At 73.0% G+C, this 15,315-nt stretch carries 15 protein-coding genes; 8 read left to right on the top strand and 7 right to left on the bottom strand.

Going from position 1 to position 15,315, the window contains the following annotated elements; translation table 11 throughout:
- The first annotated feature begins 9 nt into the window (after positions 1-9).
- The gene (locus ACFYZ3_RS23245) at positions 10-1,164 is read left to right on the top strand and encodes an ROK family transcriptional regulator (protein ID WP_356365336.1); all 1,155 of its coding nucleotides are present in this window, start codon (positions 10-12) and stop codon (positions 1,162-1,164) included.
- A gap of 39 nt (positions 1,165-1,203) precedes the next feature.
- On the opposite strand, the gene ACFYZ3_RS23240 is transcribed toward ACFYZ3_RS23245, so the two are convergent.
- Together ACFYZ3_RS23240 and ACFYZ3_RS23235 are read right to left on the bottom strand one after the other, a co-directional pair.
- On the bottom strand, positions 1,204-1,965 hold the full coding sequence (locus tag ACFYZ3_RS23240; protein WP_388520886.1) for a GntR family transcriptional regulator: 762 nt from the start codon (positions 1,963-1,965) through the stop codon (positions 1,204-1,206).
- 191 nt (positions 1,966-2,156) lie between these two features.
- Entirely contained in the window at positions 2,157-3,044 is an 888-nt protein-coding gene (locus ACFYZ3_RS23235) for an RNA polymerase sigma-70 factor (protein WP_388520883.1), read from the bottom strand.
- A 171-nt stretch (positions 3,045-3,215) separates the two neighbouring features.
- On the opposite strand from ACFYZ3_RS23235, the gene ACFYZ3_RS23230 reads away from it, so the two are divergent.
- Positions 3,216-4,094, top strand: coding sequence for an alpha/beta fold hydrolase (locus ACFYZ3_RS23230; protein ID WP_388520880.1), 879 nt, complete (start codon positions 3,216-3,218; stop codon positions 4,092-4,094).
- Here the strand turns inward: ACFYZ3_RS23230 and ACFYZ3_RS23225 are convergent.
- The gene (locus ACFYZ3_RS23225; RefSeq protein ID WP_388520877.1) at positions 4,046-4,915 is read right to left on the bottom strand and encodes an esterase/lipase family protein; all 870 of its coding nucleotides are present in this window, start codon (positions 4,913-4,915) and stop codon (positions 4,046-4,048) included. The genes ACFYZ3_RS23230 and ACFYZ3_RS23225 overlap by 49 nt on opposite strands.
- 252 nt (positions 4,916-5,167) lie before the next feature.
- On the opposite strand from ACFYZ3_RS23225, the gene ACFYZ3_RS23220 reads away from it, so the two are divergent.
- From ACFYZ3_RS23220 to ACFYZ3_RS23195, 6 genes are all read left to right on the top strand, one after another.
- Positions 5,168-5,785 carry a hypothetical protein gene (locus tag ACFYZ3_RS23220; protein ID WP_388520874.1) on the top strand — a complete coding sequence of 206 codons (618 nt, stop codon included), beginning with the start codon at positions 5,168-5,170 and terminating at the stop codon, positions 5,783-5,785.
- Between the two features lie 49 nt (positions 5,786-5,834).
- A complete protein-coding gene (locus ACFYZ3_RS23215; RefSeq protein ID WP_388520871.1) occupies positions 5,835-7,592 on the top strand; it encodes an NAD(P)/FAD-dependent oxidoreductase in 1,758 nt (585 codons plus the stop codon).
- Positions 7,593-7,742: 150 nt separating this feature from the next.
- Positions 7,743-8,267: an RNA polymerase sigma factor gene (locus ACFYZ3_RS23210; protein WP_388520869.1), complete on the top strand. Its 525-nt coding sequence runs from the start codon at positions 7,743-7,745 to the stop codon at positions 8,265-8,267.
- Positions 8,268-8,320: 53 nt separating this feature from the next.
- Positions 8,321-8,986 carry a hypothetical protein gene (locus ACFYZ3_RS23205; protein WP_388520866.1) on the top strand — a complete coding sequence of 222 codons (666 nt, stop codon included), beginning with the start codon at positions 8,321-8,323 and terminating at the stop codon, positions 8,984-8,986.
- An 86-nt stretch (positions 8,987-9,072) separates the two neighbouring features.
- Positions 9,073-10,635 carry an ABC1 kinase family protein gene (locus ACFYZ3_RS23200; protein ID WP_388520863.1) on the top strand — a complete coding sequence of 521 codons (1,563 nt, stop codon included), beginning with the start codon at positions 9,073-9,075 and terminating at the stop codon, positions 10,633-10,635.
- A 32-nt stretch (positions 10,636-10,667) separates the two neighbouring features.
- Positions 10,668-11,564 carry an SAM-dependent methyltransferase gene (locus tag ACFYZ3_RS23195; protein WP_388520860.1) on the top strand — a complete coding sequence of 299 codons (897 nt, stop codon included), beginning with the start codon at positions 10,668-10,670 and terminating at the stop codon, positions 11,562-11,564.
- Positions 11,565-11,630: 66 nt separating this feature from the next.
- Here the strand turns inward: ACFYZ3_RS23195 and ACFYZ3_RS23190 are convergent, their stop codons facing one another.
- From ACFYZ3_RS23190 to ACFYZ3_RS23175, 4 genes are read right to left on the bottom strand one after another with little or no spacing between them, the layout of a single operon-like run.
- Positions 11,631-12,875, bottom strand: coding sequence for a wax ester/triacylglycerol synthase domain-containing protein (locus tag ACFYZ3_RS23190; RefSeq protein ID WP_388520857.1), 1,245 nt, complete (start codon positions 12,873-12,875; stop codon positions 11,631-11,633).
- A gap of 56 nt (positions 12,876-12,931) precedes the next feature.
- A complete protein-coding gene (locus tag ACFYZ3_RS23185; protein ID WP_388520854.1) occupies positions 12,932-14,254 on the bottom strand; it encodes an NAD(P)/FAD-dependent oxidoreductase in 1,323 nt (440 codons plus the stop codon).
- Positions 14,251-14,859 (bottom strand): flavin reductase family protein, encoded by a 609-nt coding sequence (locus ACFYZ3_RS23180; protein ID WP_388520851.1) that lies wholly within the window; start codon positions 14,857-14,859, stop codon positions 14,251-14,253. The genes ACFYZ3_RS23185 and ACFYZ3_RS23180 overlap by 4 nt, the downstream gene beginning before the upstream one ends.
- Positions 14,831-15,298 (bottom strand): aromatase/cyclase, encoded by a 468-nt coding sequence (locus ACFYZ3_RS23175; RefSeq protein WP_388520849.1) that lies wholly within the window; start codon positions 15,296-15,298, stop codon positions 14,831-14,833. The genes ACFYZ3_RS23180 and ACFYZ3_RS23175 overlap by 29 nt, the downstream gene beginning before the upstream one ends.
- Between the last annotated feature and the right edge of the window lie 17 nt (positions 15,299-15,315).

The raw sequence follows: 15,315 nt of genomic DNA, 5'->3' as shown, positions 1-15,315 counted from the left end.
GGACGCACCTTGGCAGGCCTGACCGGCGGGGACCCTTCGCTGTTGCGGAGGATCAATTCCGCTGTGGTGCTGCACGCGTTGCGTGCGACGGACTCCGCGACGCTGACCGAGATCACCCGGGTGACGGGGCTGTCCAGGCCGACCGTCGAGGGCGTCGTCGAGGGGCTGATAGAGGCCGGTCTGGTCGTCGAGGCGGCCGCCGACGAGGGGACGGCCCGGCGGCAGGGGCGGCCCGCGCGGCGGTTCCGGTTCCGGGCGGAGGCGGGACACCTGCTGGGCCTGGAGATCGGTCCGCACCGCGTGGCCGCGCTCCTGTCCGACCTGGACGGGCGGGTGATCGGCGCCCAGGCCAAGGACGTGGACGAGAACGCGCCGGCCGACGAGCGGCTGGAGCGGCTGCGTACGGCCGTGGCCGAGCTGCTGCGCCGGGCCGGTGTGGCGCGCGGCTCGCTGCGGGCCGTCGGCGCGGCCACGCCCGGCATCGTCGAGGCGGACGGCACGGTCCGCCTGGGTACCGCGCTGCCCGGGTGGACGGGTCTTGGCCTGGGTGAGCGGCTGAGCCGTTCCTTCAAGTGCCCGGTACTGGTGGAGAACGACGCGAACGCGGCGGCGGTGGCCGAGCACTGGAAGGGGACCGCCACCGAGTGCGACGACATCGTGTTCGTGCTGGCGGGGCTCAGCCCCGGGGCGGGGGCGCTGATCGGCGGGCGGCTGCACCGGGGGTACGGCGGGGCGGCCGGGGAGATCGGCGCGCTGCACCTGCTGGGCCGGGACGTGACGCCGGAGACGCTGCTGTCCACCACGGACCAGCCGCTGCACCCGCTGGACGAGCAGGCGGTCGCCAAGGTCTTCGCCGAGGCCCGTGAGGGCGACGAGCGGGCCCGTGCGGCCGTCGAGCGTTTCATCCAGCGGCTGGTGCACGACGTGGCGGCGCTGGCGCTGGCGCTCGATCCCGAGATGGTCGTCATCGGCGGCTGGGCGGCCGGGCTCGACGGCGTCCTGGAGCCGCTGCGCCGGGAGCTGGCCCGCTACTGCCTGCGTCCGCCGCGGGTGGCCCTGTCGCTGCTCGGCGAGGCCGCCGTGGCGACGGGGGCGCTGCGGCTGGCCCTCGACCATGTGGAGGAGCAGCTCTTCGCGGTCGAGGGCGCGACGGCCCGCCGCTGATACACCGGAGGTGGTGGGGGCGCGGCGGGGGCGGGTCGGTCAGGAGGCCTGGGTCTCGGGGTCGTGGTGGATCTCCACGTCGCCCGAGTCGCCGAACGTCAGCCGGCAGGTGTCCGCGCGGTAGGTGGCGACGGAGAGGGCGGCGGTGCGGCCCTCGGCGAGGTAGCGGGTGGTGACCACGAGGACGGGCGCGCCCGGGAGGCGGTCCAGCTCCTTCGCGTCGTCCGCGCCGGCCGAGCCCAGCTCGACGGCGCTCTCCTGCCGCTCCAGGTCCCCGCGCTGCAGTTCACGCAGCACGGCACGCGCGCGTGCGGGGCCGGAGGGCGCGTCGATGGCGGTGAGGTCGGGCACCGAGGACGCCGGGACGTACAGCAGTTCCGCGGCGACGGGCTGGCCGTGGCTCACGCGGGAGCGGCGGACGGTGTGGACCGGCTCGTCGCGGTCGGTCTCCAGGGCGTCGGCCACGGCCGCGGGAGGTGCCGCGAGCACGCAGTCGGCCGGCTGCCAGGCGTCGTCGGCCGTCCCGGGCCAGGCGTGCTCCCGGGTGCCGACGGCCACGCCGACGCGCGGCGGTGCCACGGTCGTACCGACGCCTCGGCGGCGCTGGAGCCTGCCCTCCAGCTCGAGCTGCTCCAGGGCCTGGCGCAGGGTCGCGCGGGCGACGCCGAAGCGGGCGGCGAGGTCGCGTTCGTTGGGCAGGATCTCGCCCACCTCGAACTCCGAGTCCAGTGCCTCGCTGAGCACGGTCCTGAGGTGCCAGTACTTGGGCTCCGGCACCGATTCCAACTGCGTGGTCCCCACCCTGTCCTCCGCAATCGCCGTGGTCCGGCGGCGTTTTGACGCCCTTGTTTATTAAAGGTTGTTGCAGTTCTCTGCGACCATAAAACGCCCCACCCCCTTGGTCAAGACCAATCCCGCGACGGAACGGCCCCGCCCCCCGTCGCGGGACGGGGGGCGGGGCCGTGGGATGACGGACGGAAGACGGCGCGGGGTCAGGGAATGTCGGCCAGAGACACCAGTTTGTCCGGGTTGCGGATGATGTACATCGACTGGATGCGGCCGTCGACGACGTCCACCTGGACGACGGAGTCCGGCTTGCCGCCCGAGCGGACCAGCAGGGCCGGACCGCCGTTGAGCTCCAGGAAGTGGAAGGTCGCGTCGGGAAGGCCCTGCCGCGCGACACCGAGCAGGAAGCGGCCCACCTTGTCGGAGCTCTCCAGCACGCGCAGCGGCGCCTTGGACCTGCCGCCGCTGTCGCCCACCAGCCGGACGTCCGGCGCGAGCGTGGCCAGCAGGCCGGCCAGATCGCCCTCGGCCGCGGCGGCGAGGAAGCGCTCGGTGAGGTCGCGGCGCTGCGCCGGGTCGACGTCGTAGCGGGGCCGCCGCTCGTCGACGTGCTTGCGGGCGCGCCCGGCGAGCTGGCGCACCGCGGCCTCGCCGCGCTCCAGCATGGCGGCGATCTCCGCGTACGGGTAACCGAAGGCCTCCCTGAGGACGAACACCGCCCGTTCCAGCGGCGACAGCGACTCCAGGACGACGAGGACGGCGAGGGAGACGGAGTCGGCGAGGACGGCCCGCTCGGCGGTGTCCGGCACCGCGTCCCCGAAGTCGGTGACGTAGGGCTCGGGCAGCCACGGGCCCACGTAGGTCTCGCCGCGCGACTTGACCTGGCGCAGCCGGTCGATGGCGAGCCGGGTGGTGACGCGCACCAGGTATGCGCGGGGTTCGCGCACGGCGGTGCGGTCGGCACCGGACCAGCGCAGCCACGCCTCCTGGACCACGTCCTCCGCGTCGGCCAGGCGGCCGAGCATGCGGTAGGCGACGCCCAGGAGGACGGGCCGGTGTTCTTCGAAGACGTCGGTCGCGGTGTCGGTGGTCACCGCTCCATCCCAGCGGACGTCTCCGGTGGTGTCCAGGCGACATCGCCCACACCCGGCGCCGGGGCTACCCGTCGGTAGCTCTTACTGACAAGCTGTCTACGCAACGTCCTCATCGTTCGCGCGTTCCCGGAACACGTCTTCCCGGAACACGTGTTCCCGACAAGGAGCCCCATGTCCGCAACGCTCTCCTTCACGGCACCCACCGCCCACGGTCCGCAGGACGTCACACTCGCCTACACGCGCGTGGGCACCGGTGCGCCGCTGGTCCTGCTGCACGGCATCGGCCATCACCGGCAGGCCTGGGACCCGGTGGTCGACATCCTCGCCACCGAACGCGACGTGATAGCCGTGGACCTGCCGGGGTTCGGGGAGTCGTCCGCGCTGCCGTCCGGCCTGCCGCACGACCTGCCGACGACGAACGCGGTGCTCGGCGCCTTCTTCGCGGCCCTGGGCCTGGACCGACCGCACGTGGCGGGCAACTCGCTGGGCGGTCTGCTGGCCCTGGAGCTGGGCCGGGAGCACCTGGTGCGGTCGGTGACGGCCCTGTCCCCGGCCGGGTTCTGGACCCGGGCCGAGCGCCGCTACGCCTTCGGTCTGCTGACGGGCATGCGCCGCGCGGCACGCGGCCTGCCGCTCCCGCTGGTCGAGCGGCTGTCCCGCACGGCCGTCGGCCGCACCGCGCTGACCAGCACGATCTACGCCCGTCCCGGCCGGCGCTCCCCCGAGGCCGTGGTCGCCGAGACGCTGGCGCTCGCCCGCGCCGAGGGCTTCACGGAGACGCTGCGGGCCGGCCGGAGCGTGCTGTTCACGGACGACGTGCCCGGCCTCCCCGTCACCGTGGCGTGGGGCAGCCGGGACCGGTTGCTCCTGGCCCGGCAGGGCATACGGGCCAAGCGGGCCATTCCGCGCGCCCGGCTGGTGCGGCTGCCCGGCTGCGGCCACGTCCCCATGAACGACGACCCGGCCCTGGTCGCCCGCGTCGTCCTGGACGGGAGCCGCACTCAGGAGGCGAGCGCCGCGAGGACCTCCTTCAGCACGGTCGCGTTGTAGGGCATGCTCACGTGCGGAGTGTGGTCGTCCGGGTCGATGTCCTGAAGGACGATGTTGTTGACGTGGCGCCCCTCCGTCTGTTCCAGGGCGCACGAGGTGTACGGCGTGACCACGTCGTCGTACCGGGTCGCGATGACGGTGTGGCGGACGCCCTCCGTCGTCTCGCCGAGTTCGGCCAGCTCCCGCTGGAAGGGGTGGTCGTGCTGAAGTTGCGGCCAGGCCGGCACGACCTCCCCGACGGCGCCCTGTTCGAGCAGTTCCACCGCGCCGGGGATCTGGCGGGCGAGGTTCATCAGCCCCTGGGCCGTGACGCCGTGGTTGCTGGGCGAGATGCCGACGAAGTTGTGCACCTTGGGCCCGCCGCCCAGCGCGTTCAGGAAGTAGCGCGGCATCATGCCGCCCTGTGAGAAGCCGACGAGGTCGACCTGCTGGGCACCGGTGCGGCGCAGCACCTCGTCGACGAAGTCGGCGAGCTGCCGCGCCGAGTGCTTGATGTCGCCGAGGCCGAAGATCACGGGGTTGCCGTGCTGGCCGTAGTCGAGCCGGAAGACACGGTGGCCGTGCTGCCGCAGCAGGGGCGTCGCCGTGTTCCACGTGTAGCCGCGGTTGCCGAAGGTGCCGTGCACGAGCACCACCGGGCGCGGATGTTCCTCGCTCGGCGGCGCGTTCCAGTCGTCCTCTCCCGCCTGGATGTCGACGGTGGCGATGACCTGCGCCCCACCGGCCTGGGCGATGGCGCCCAGGCGGTGCGGAGACTCGGTGATGTCCGTGACGACGTCGTCCGAATTGAGGCCGGGGAGGCGCGGGTTGAGGAAGCTCATGGCGTTCTGCCTTTCGCCGAGAATGGAGCCGTGCCAGATCGGACTTCTCAGTCTCGCGTCCATCAATTTGCGCAACGATCCCTCGTTCGAGGGAAAGAATTCACTCCATGGAGTAAATAGGGCTCATCTTTTCGAATCACTTGAGAAAAGGGTTCGGAACGCGTTGTGAAACGGGGGTCGAGGTGCTGCCCGAGCGTAAAGACAGATGAGACGGACACTGCCAATGGGGCAGCAGGGCAAGGGGGTTGGGTCATGGCCGCAGGGCCCGGTATTCCGGAGGTGCCGGAGGCGTTGCCCGAGGCGTGGCAGCCCCTGCTCGGCCGGCCGGGCCTGGCGGAGCTGCTCGGGCACCCCCTCGCGGGCGCCGCGCTGACGGAGATGCGCCGGCTGCTGCCGCCGCACGTCGCCGTGCACTCCCTGCGGACCTTCCTGCTGGCCGACGCCTGCGCGCGCAGCCACGGGACGGCGTACGACCGGGTGGGCCTGCTGGCCGCCGCGGCGTTCCACGACGCCGGACTCGTGGGGCGCTCACCGCTCGGCCGGGGCGGATTCCCCGGCCGTTCCGCCCAGTTGCTCGACGCCTTTCTGGCCGGGCACGAGGTGGGCATGGGGCGGCGCACGGCCCTCACGCGCGCGGTGCGCGAGCACCTGCGGCCGCTCCCCGCGCGGGACGCCGGGCCCGAGGCCCGGCTGCTGCACTTCGGCGCGTGGCTCGACGTCACCGGGCGCGGTGAGCGCCAGATCCCGGGCGACCGCAAGCGGTTGGCCGAATTGGCGCCCACCCCCTGGTTCGCCGTGTCCTTCTCCGCCCGGGTGGTGGCCTGCGGGCTGCGCCGGGTGCTGCCGGGTTCCCCCGTCGCCCCCCGGTGACCGGGTGGACCGGCAACTCGCCCTTCCCGTTGCGAAAGGAACCGCAGACATGCAAGAAGACCAGCGTGTTTTCGATGTCGCCATCGTCGGAGGCGGCATCGGCGGGACGATGCTGGGCACCGTCCTCGCCCGCCACGGCGTGCGCGTGCTGCTGCTGGAGGGCAGCGGCCACCCCCGGTTCGCCATCGGAGAGTCCACCGTCCCCGAGACCACCTTCGGCCTGAGGGTCCTGGCCCGCCGCTACGACGTCCCGGAGCTCGAGCACCTGGCGACCAACGCGGCCCTGCGCCGCCACGTGTCCTCGAACAGCGGGGTCAAGCGGAACTTCAGTTTTGTCTACCACCGGGAGGACGAGCCGACCCGGCCCGAGGAGTGCACGCAGTACCCCACCTGGGGGCCGCCGCTCGGCCCCGACTCGCACTACTTCCGGCAGGACGTGGACGCGTACATGTTCCACGTCGCCGTCTCCTACGGCGTCACCGCGTACACCCACACGATGGTCGACGACGTGAAGTTCGAGGAGGACGGGGCCACGCTCGTCACCCGGGACCGCGGCAGCTTCCGGGCCTCGTACGTGGTCGACGCCGGCGGCATGCGGGCCATGCTGCCCGAGCGGCTCGGGCTGCGGCAGGAGCCGCCGTACCGGACCCGCTCGCGCACGATCTTCACGCACATGGTGGACGTGCGCCCCTTCGACGCGGTGTCGCCGCCCCGCGAACAGCACGGCATGCCTAGCCCGTTCAGCCAGGGGACGCTGCACCACATGTTCCAGGGGGGCTGGCTGTGGGTCATCCCGTTCGACAACCAGACGACCAGCACGAACCAGTTGTGCAGCGTCGGCCTCAACCTCGATCTCGACCAGTACCCCCGCCCGGACGACATGCCGGCGCAGGAGGAGTTCTGGCACCATGTGCGCCGGTTCCCCAGCGTGGCGCGGCAGTTCGAGCGGGCGCGGGCGGTCCGGCCGTACGTGTCCACCGACCGCACCCAGTTCGCCTCGCAGAAGGTGGTCGGTGACCGGTGGTGCCTGCTGCCGCACGCCAGCGACTTCATCGACCCGCTCTTCTCCAGCGGGCTCGCCGTCACCGTGATGGCGCTCAACGCCCTGGGCCACCGGCTCATCGACGCCGTGCGCCGGAACGACTTCGACACCGCCCGGTTCGCGTACCTGGACCACTGGACCAAGCGCATGTTCCGGTTCTACGACGACCTGGTGTCCTGCAGCTACATCGCGTTCGACGACTTCGACCTGTGGAACGCGTGGAACCGGGTGTGGACCCTCACCACGCTCTACGGCACGAACGCCCAGAACCAGGCCGCCGTGACGTACGAGAAGACGCACGACCCGGCCTGCTTCGACGTCCTGGAGATGCCGCCGTACCGGGGGCTCCAGGGGATGGACAATCCCTGGGTGGAGCGGATGTTCGACCAGTCGCGCGACACCGTGCTCGCCTACCGGGCCGGGGAGTTGACGAAGGAACAGACGATCGCGCGCATCTACGAGCTGCTGGGCGAGAGCGGTCTGGTCCCGGCCGTCTGGGGGACCCTGGACCCCGACAACCGCTGCCCGTCCGGAGTGTTCACCCTCTGGCCGCTGATGAAGATCCTGCTGTGGGGCAAGTACCGCTCGCCCCGGCACGTGCGGGGCTCCTACTTCACCGGCGGCGCGCGGCTGGTGGGCAAGGAGGCGGTCCAGGCGTACACCACCGAACTGCGCGCCGGCAGCTCGCTGGTCCACCAGACCGTACGGGACATGTGGCTCAACTGGAACCGCGACTGGGCACGCCGGCCCGCTCCTCGGAAATGAGCGCGAAAAAACATTTCCGCCAACCCGCGGAGGCACATATTCCGGTTTGCCGCTCCAGGGGCTCGGGTAAGAAAACCACATGGCCGACAAATAGAAAGTCGGCCGCGGTTCTCCCTGCCCAATCCGAGAGACAACGGGCTGCAATCCACCATGGTGCGACATTCCACCTGCCAATCGCCCGCTGAATGCTCCTGGGAAGACATCTTCCAGCACCAGGACCGCCTCATGCGATTGGTTCGACGACGACTGCCGAGTTTCCAGGACGCTGAGGACTGCGTTCAGGAAACCATGGCACGCGCAGCCGCTCACGCCGCGTTGGACCGGAATCGACTCGGTTCCTTTCTCACGTCCGTGGCGCTCCGCCTCTGCATCGACTTCTACCGTGACATGGAGCGTCGCAGCAGACTTCTGCAGCGTGCGGCTCTCGTGGACACCTTCGGCACCACCGAGGACGACGTCTGCGACCAGGACTTCGGCCGATGGCTGCTGAGCCAGGTGCAACACCTGCGGGGACGGGAACAGGAGGTCATACTCGCCCGCGCCAAGGGAATTTCCACTGCGGAATTCGCCCGCATGCACAACATTTCCGTCAAGGCGGCCGAAGCCGCTTTCACCAGGGGTCGCGCCCGGCTGAAGAACGCGTGCGCGAAATCCTTGGAAGGCTGTCCCGGATAACACCCGGCAGCCGCGCCTCTCCCATCGCAGAGAAACGGAAAGGGACCACACTCATGGGCAACAGCAAGAACATCCAGGACATCTTCAAGGATTTGGTCGGCGATATGACCGACGCCTGGAAAGAGGCCTTCGACGACCTGCTGAACCGAGACGACGACTCGGGGTCGTCGGGCGGCTCCAACAGCGCCGTCAACGCGCTGGCCGGACTGCCCCCGAACGCCCTCGGCGCGCTGGCCGGGGCCGTCAACCCGGCAACCGCGCTCGCGGGTGTCGCCAACCCGCTGGCCGCCCTCGGCGGGATGGGCGCACTCGGCAACATGGCGGGCGCGCCGAACCCGCTGGCCGCGCTCACCGGCGCCGTGGGCGGCGGCAATCCGCTCGCCGCCGCGCTGGGCGGGGCGGGCAATCCCCTGGCCGCGCTGGGCGGGGCGGCCAATCCGCTCGCCGCGGTCGGCGGCGCGGCGGGAGCGCTCGGCGGGCTCGGTCAGCTGGCCGGGGGCCTCGGGCACGCGGCGAGCGGGGCGGGCGACCTGATGGCGCTCCCGACCCAGCTCGCGCAGCTCACCCAGGTGCTCCCCAAGCTCCTGGAGGCGGTCCAGGGCATGCAGAACCTGACCAACCTGCCGGCCCAGGCGGGACAGCAGGGCCTCGCCGCGCTCCAGGGCCTGACGGGGCAGCAGGGGAGCGACAAGCCCAAGGGCGGCAAGTCCTCCGGCTGACCGGTCCCACCACCGTCCCGCCCCGGCCCGGCTCCGCGGCACGCCGGCCGGAGCCGTCCGCGCAACCCACCTGAGGAGCACACACGATGGCGTCTGTCGTCGGCGATCGGCTGCGTCTCGTGGTCAAGGTCCTTGGCAGCCTGGTGGCCGACGAGGTGGGGCTGTCGGCCCGGCTGCGCGGGCGTACGAGGCGGGACGCGCGGTCCCCGGCGGAGGACACCGACGCCTCCGCCGGGTCCGCGGGGTCCGAACAGCGCCGCGCCAAGGCGGTGCGGCAGGCGCTGGAGAGCCTCGGCCCCTTCTACGTGAAGCTCGGTCAGATCCTCTCCACCAGGCCCGACATGGTCCCCGAGTCCATCCGGGACGAACTCCAGAACCTGCACGACGAGGTCGACGTGCAGCCGTTCTCGGAGTTCGAACCGGTGCTGGCCGGGGACCTGGGTCCGGACTGGAAGCTGCGCTTCGACGACATCCAGACCGCCGCCCCGCTCGGGGCGGCGTCCCTCGCCCAGGTCTACCGGGTCACGCTGCCGGGCGGACGGGCCGCGGTGGTGAAGATCCAACGGCCCGGAATCCGCGACGGCGTGCTCGCGGACATGGCCCTGATGCGCCGGGCGTCGCGGATCGTGGCCCGCGTCGCTCCCCGGTTCAACGAGGTCATCGACATCGAGGCGATGCTCGGCTCGGTCTTCGACGCCATGGAGCCCGAGCTGGACTTCACCGGCGAGGCCCGCAACATGGACGAGGCCCGCGAACACGTCCGGCCGTTCCGCTCCCTGGAGGTGCCCCGGGTGCTGCACGCCAGTCCCCGGGTCCTGGTCCAGTCCCTGGCCGACGGGAAGTCGGTGCGGCACGTCGACCGCAGCCACTTCACGGACACCGAACGCATGGAGATCGGCAAGGACCTGCTGCGCTTCATGTACCACGGGTACTTCGTCCACCGCTTCTTCCACGCCGACCCGCACGCCGGGAACGTGTTCGCCGCCCCCGGCGGTCCGGCGACCCTGATCGACTGGGGCATGGTCGGCCGGCTGGACCGGCGCACCAGCCTGCAACTGCTGCCGCTGTTCATGACGCTGGCGCAGAACGACGGCGCCGGACTGGCGCAGCACTGGGCGGAGATGGGCCGTCTGACGCCCTGGGCCAACATGCCCGCGTTCGCGGCCGACATGGCCGCGTTCGTGCCCAAGGTCTCCCATCTGTCCCTGGAGGACATGAACTTCGGGGTCTCGCTCACCACGGTGCTGGCCAAGGCGACCAAGCGGGGCATCGGTTCGCCGCCCGCCGTGTCGCTGCTGGGCAAGTCGTTCGCGAACCTGGACGGCTCGGTGCGCTGTCTGGCTCCCGAGATCACGCTGCCCGAGGTGTTCCAGGCGGAGGTGCCGAAGATCCTCTTCGCGGTGGGCCGCGAGTTCCTGGGCCGCAACCAGTTCGCCCGGAACTCCATGGAGCTGCTGCTGGCCGCCGTGACCAGTCCCGATCAGGTCCGGGGCGTCCTGTCCGACGTGGCCAACCGGCAGTTCGCGCTGAACATCCACGAGCCGCGCACCCCCGCCGCGATGGGCGGCCAGCGGCCCACCCGTCCCTCGGCGGGCCTGCTCGCGCTGGGTGCCGCGGCCTTCCTGCTGGGCCGTCGCCGCTCGGGCTGATCCATCCTCTCCGTCCTTCTCCAGGAGGTTCCATGCCGGAAACCACCCGCCCGCAGTCGATCACCGGACCGCAGTCCCCGTCCGGGCCGGCCGCCCGAGCCCCGGAGGGCCTCTCGCACGCGGCGCTGTGGACGACCGCCGCGCACGCGGCGGAGGCCCTGCGGCCCGCACCGTACGTCCTCGACCCGTGGGCCGCCGACTTCCTGCACGCGGCCCGGTTCAAGGGCGGTCCGCCCGGTGAGGGAGCGATGCAGCGGCTGCTGCCCGACTGGCAGGTGGTGCGCTCCCGCTTCTTCGACGACTACCTGCTCACCGCGGCCCGTTCGGGCTGCCGTCAGGTGGTCGTCCTCGGGGCCGGCCTGGACACCCGAGCCTTCCGGCTCCAGTGGCCGACCGGCGTGCACCTCTTCGAGGTCGAGGCCCCCTCCGTCCTGGCCTTCAAGGAGCGCGTTCTCGACGGCAGCCCGGTCACCTGCGGACGCCGCAGCACCGTCGGGGCCGACGTCACCGGGTCGTGGGGCGAGGAACTCGTCGCGGCGGGGTTCGATCCCGCACGGCCCACCGCCTGGCTCTGCGAGGCCCCGCTGTACTTCCTCCGCCCCGACCAGGTGGCGGCCGTCGTCACCACGATGACCGGGCTGTCCGCCGACGGCAGCACCTTCGGCGCCGAGTGCGTGAACTCCGGGGCGGTGGAATCGCCCCTGGTCGCGCCCTTCCTCAACGCCCTCGCCACGGTCGGGGCGGCCTGGAACTGGCAGCTCGCCGACCCGGAGGAGTGGTGGGCGGAGCACGGCTGGGAGGCGCGGGTCGCCGACCTGTTCACCCTGCCGTACGCGATGGAACGGCTGTCCCTGTATCTGCCGCTGGTCGGTGAGGCCGCGGCCAAGTGCGCCTTCCTCACGACCGGAACGCTGCGCGGCGGACGCTGAGCCCGCACGACGGAGCCCCGGGCGGCCGCCCGGGGCTCCGTCGTGACCGCGCGGAAACCGCGCACGTCACCCGCGTTCCAGCTCCAGCAGCGCGGCGAGCCACAGGTCGGGGAGTTCGTCGGCGGTGCGCAGCGCCGCGTCGTGCACCACGGTCAGGCAGGCGGTGTCGTGCTGGCTGGTCAGGGTCACCACGCTGCGGATGCCGGACGCGACGCTCGTGTAGACGGCCGCGCGCCGGGCCGTCAGCCCCTGGTGGACCAGTGCCGTACCGAAGTTCACGCTGCTCACCGGCCCCGCGACGCGCCTGCCGTGCACCAGCCGGACACCGACCCGGGCGCCGACCGAGCGCGGGGTGGCCGCCAGCAGCACGCGCATGGAGTCGCGCCGCCGCCCGGCCCGCAGCCCGTTCATCTCGGCCACGACCCGGGCCAGCGCCCGCCGCGGCGACTCCTCGTCGCAGGGCAGCAGGATCCGGGCGGTGATCATGCGGTTGCCGGGCGCCTGCTCCTCGCCCGGCGCCCGCACGGACATCGGGATCGCCACGGGCAGGGGCGGGTGGACCGCGCCGGTCTCCTTCAGGTGCCAGGTGCGCACGGCCTGGGACAGGGCGGCCAGGTAGACGTCGGTCACCGTGGCGCCGTGGGTGCGGCCCACGGCGCGGAGCCGGGCGAGCGAGGTGTCGGCGTGGCACACGTCCACCCGTCCGGTGCACACGCCGTCGAAGGCCGGTTTCGCCGTCGCCGCCCCGAAGGCCCCCGCCACGTCCCCCAGCGTGCCCGCGAGGCCTGCGGCGGTGGGCAGGCGGCGGGGCTGCGGGGCCGGTCCGCCCCCGGGTTCGTCGCCGAGCAGGGCGCGGGCGGTGTACGCGGCTCCCACCCCGTCCTGGAACGCGTGGTCGGTGCGGTAGCAGAGGGTGTGGCGGCCCTCCGGACCGTGCACCAGCCACACATCCCAGGGCGGCAGGTCCTCGGCGCTCACGGGCCGGGAGAGCATCAGGCGGCCGGTCGCCGAGCCGTCGGTGTCCTCGGGCAGCCACGCCTCGTGCACGTGCCGGTCCGCCGCGATCCGGTCCACCCGCCAGAACCTCCGGCGCTCGCGCGCGATGCGGTAGTGCAACGCCGGGATGCGGTGGGCGCGTTCGGCCACCCGCGCCCGTACGGAGTCCAGGGTCGGCGCCCGGCCGTCGAACGCGAACGCGAACACGACGGGGAGCGGCCGGCCCCGCGCGGCCAGGTGAAAGGCGACGTCGACGGTGCCCATGGGCACGGACGGCGGCAGGCGGCCGTCTGTGCCCGGGCTGGGTCGCAGCATAAGAACCTCCCGGTCGATCTCAGGAACTGGAATGGGACACCACCGCACGCCGGCCGTCAGCAGACACGCCGCACGGCCCACCCGTGTGCGTCGACACAGGCGCGGAGCAGGGGGCGCACGGGGCCGCGCAGGGGCAGCCGGGGGGCGTGCGAGCGGTGCCAGGGCAGCGGCTCGCCGGGATCCGGCTCACCGAGCAGGGCGCCCGCCACGTGCGCGCCGTGCGCGACGGACAGCGCGAGGCCGTGACCGCCGCAGCCACCGATGTACCAGACGTCGGAGTACCCGGGCACCGGCCCGACCACCGGCAGGTCGTCGGCGGTCATGCCGATCCGGCCGGACCAGCGGTGCGTGACCCGCACCCGGGCGAGGTCGGGGTGCAGGGCCCGCAGCCAGCGCTCCAGCCGGGTCCAGGCACGCTCGCGCAGGGGCTGGAGCCGGGATGCCGCGAGCCCGGCCGGGAGCGCGGCGGTGCCGCCGCCCGCCATCAGGCCCCCGTCGGGAAGCAGCCGGAAGTACGGCGCCAGCGGCACGGCGTCGACGACGGCGTGCCCGGTGCGCCCGCCCAGCAGCTCGTAGGCGGCGGGACTCAGCGGCTCGGTCGCGACGGCGTACACCTCCAGCGGCAGGACCGTGCCGACCGGCAGGTCCAGCGCCTCGGCGGCGGAGTTGACGGCCAGCACCGCCTGCCCGGCGTACAGGCGGCCGTGCGGGAGGACCAGTTCGGGGCCGACCAGGTCGCCGGGGCGCAGGGCCAGCAGCGGGCTTCGGCCGTAGAACCGCACGCCCTTGTCGGCGCAGGCGCGGGCGAGCGCGCAGGTCAGGGCGGCCGGGTCGAGGGTGGCGGCCGGGCGGTGCAGGAGCGCGGCGCGGTAGGACACTCCGACCCGTTCGCGGATGGCGGCCGGGGTCAGGACGGGGACGTCCAGACCCAGCTCGCGGCAGGCGCGGGCCTGGCGGGCGAGTGCCACCAGGCCCGCGGGTGAGCGGGTGGCCATGAGCTGCTCGCCGGGCCGCAGCCCGCAGGGCACGTCGAGCCGGGTGCACAGGTCGAGCACGTCCCGTACCGCCTGCTGGCTGGCCCGGTGCATCCGGCGTGCCGTCCCGGCGCCGAAGCGGCGCACCGCTCGGTCGAGGGCGGGACCGGCGCGGGGGCCCAGCAGGCCGGTGCCCCGGCCGCTGGCCCCGGCGGCCGGGTGCTGTGCGTCCACCACGGCGATGTCGAGCCCGGGGGCGCGCTCGGCGAGGTGGTAGGCGCAGGACAGCCCGGCCAGACCGGCCCCGACGACGGCCACGTCCGCGGTGACCACGCCGTGCAGCTGGGGCTGCGGCGGGAGTTCCGCCGGGTCCCAGTACGGCGTTCCGGCCGGCTGCCCACTCATCCGGCGGCGTCCGGCACCGGCTCGGTCAGCACCCCGAACCTGCGGTCGTGCCACAGCAGCGGGCGGCCGGCGCCCACGTGCACGGCGGCCACCCGGCCGACGACGAGGTGGTGGTCGCCGTAGCGGCGCACGTCCTCGACGAGGCACACCGACCAGGCGAGCGATCCGGCCAGCACGGGCACGCCCAGCACCTGCCGGGTCTCCGTCCCGGCGAACCGCTCGGCGGCGGTCGTCGTGGGGGACGCGAACCGGCCGGCCAGCTCCTGCTGTTCCTCGCGCAGCAGGTGCACGGCGAAGGTCCGGCGCAGGCGGACGGCGGCAAGGGTGCGGGAGCCGTCCCGCAGGCAGGCCAGGAGCAGCGGCGGGCGGGCGGAGAGCGAGGTGACCGCGGAGACGGTCATGCCGAGCGGGCCGTCCTCGCCGCGGGCGGTCACGACGGTCACTCCGGCGGCCAGCTTGGCGTAGAGGCCGAGGCAGCGGGCGGCGCCGGGTCCGGGTTCCTCGTGCAGGGGCTCGGCGGGCTCGGGCGGGTGCCCGGTATGCGCGGGCGGGTGCCCGGCCGGCGCCGCCGTCCGGTCAGCCACGAGCCGCAGCCGCGCGTTCATCGATCACCTCCGCGTCCGCCAGGCCCCGCAGCACCCGGGCGATGTTGGTGCGCACCGTCGACTCGGCCACCGGGTCGAGGATCTCGGCCAGCGAGGGGATGCCGAGGTCGAAGGCGGCGGTGAAGACGACGAGGGTGCCGCCGCCCCGCGGCTCGCACCGCCAGCTGCCCTCGAAGGTCTGGAAGTCGCCGCTGAGCTGCTCGAAGGCGAGGGAGTACGTCTCGGGCGAGAAGGTGTCGCGCTCCCGCCAGCGCATCAGACCGCCCCGGAACTCGACGGTCCAGTCGGAGACGGTGGAGCCGTCGGGCAGCGGCGGTTCGACGCGCACCTCGCGGAAGACGTCGCTGTACTCGGGGTAGCGGCCGAAGTCGCTGATGCGGAGGTAGACCTCGGCGGGTGTCAGTCCCTCGGCGAGGGCGTGCAGGACCACGTGGCGCATGGGGCGTTCGGTTCCTT

The organism is Streptomyces sp. NPDC001599 (assembly GCF_042893535.1).
Classification (GTDB): Bacteria; Actinomycetota; Actinomycetes; order Streptomycetales; family Streptomycetaceae; genus Streptomyces.
Note: the sequence above shows the minus strand (reverse complement) of the source record. Positions and strands in the feature narration are given on the sequence as shown.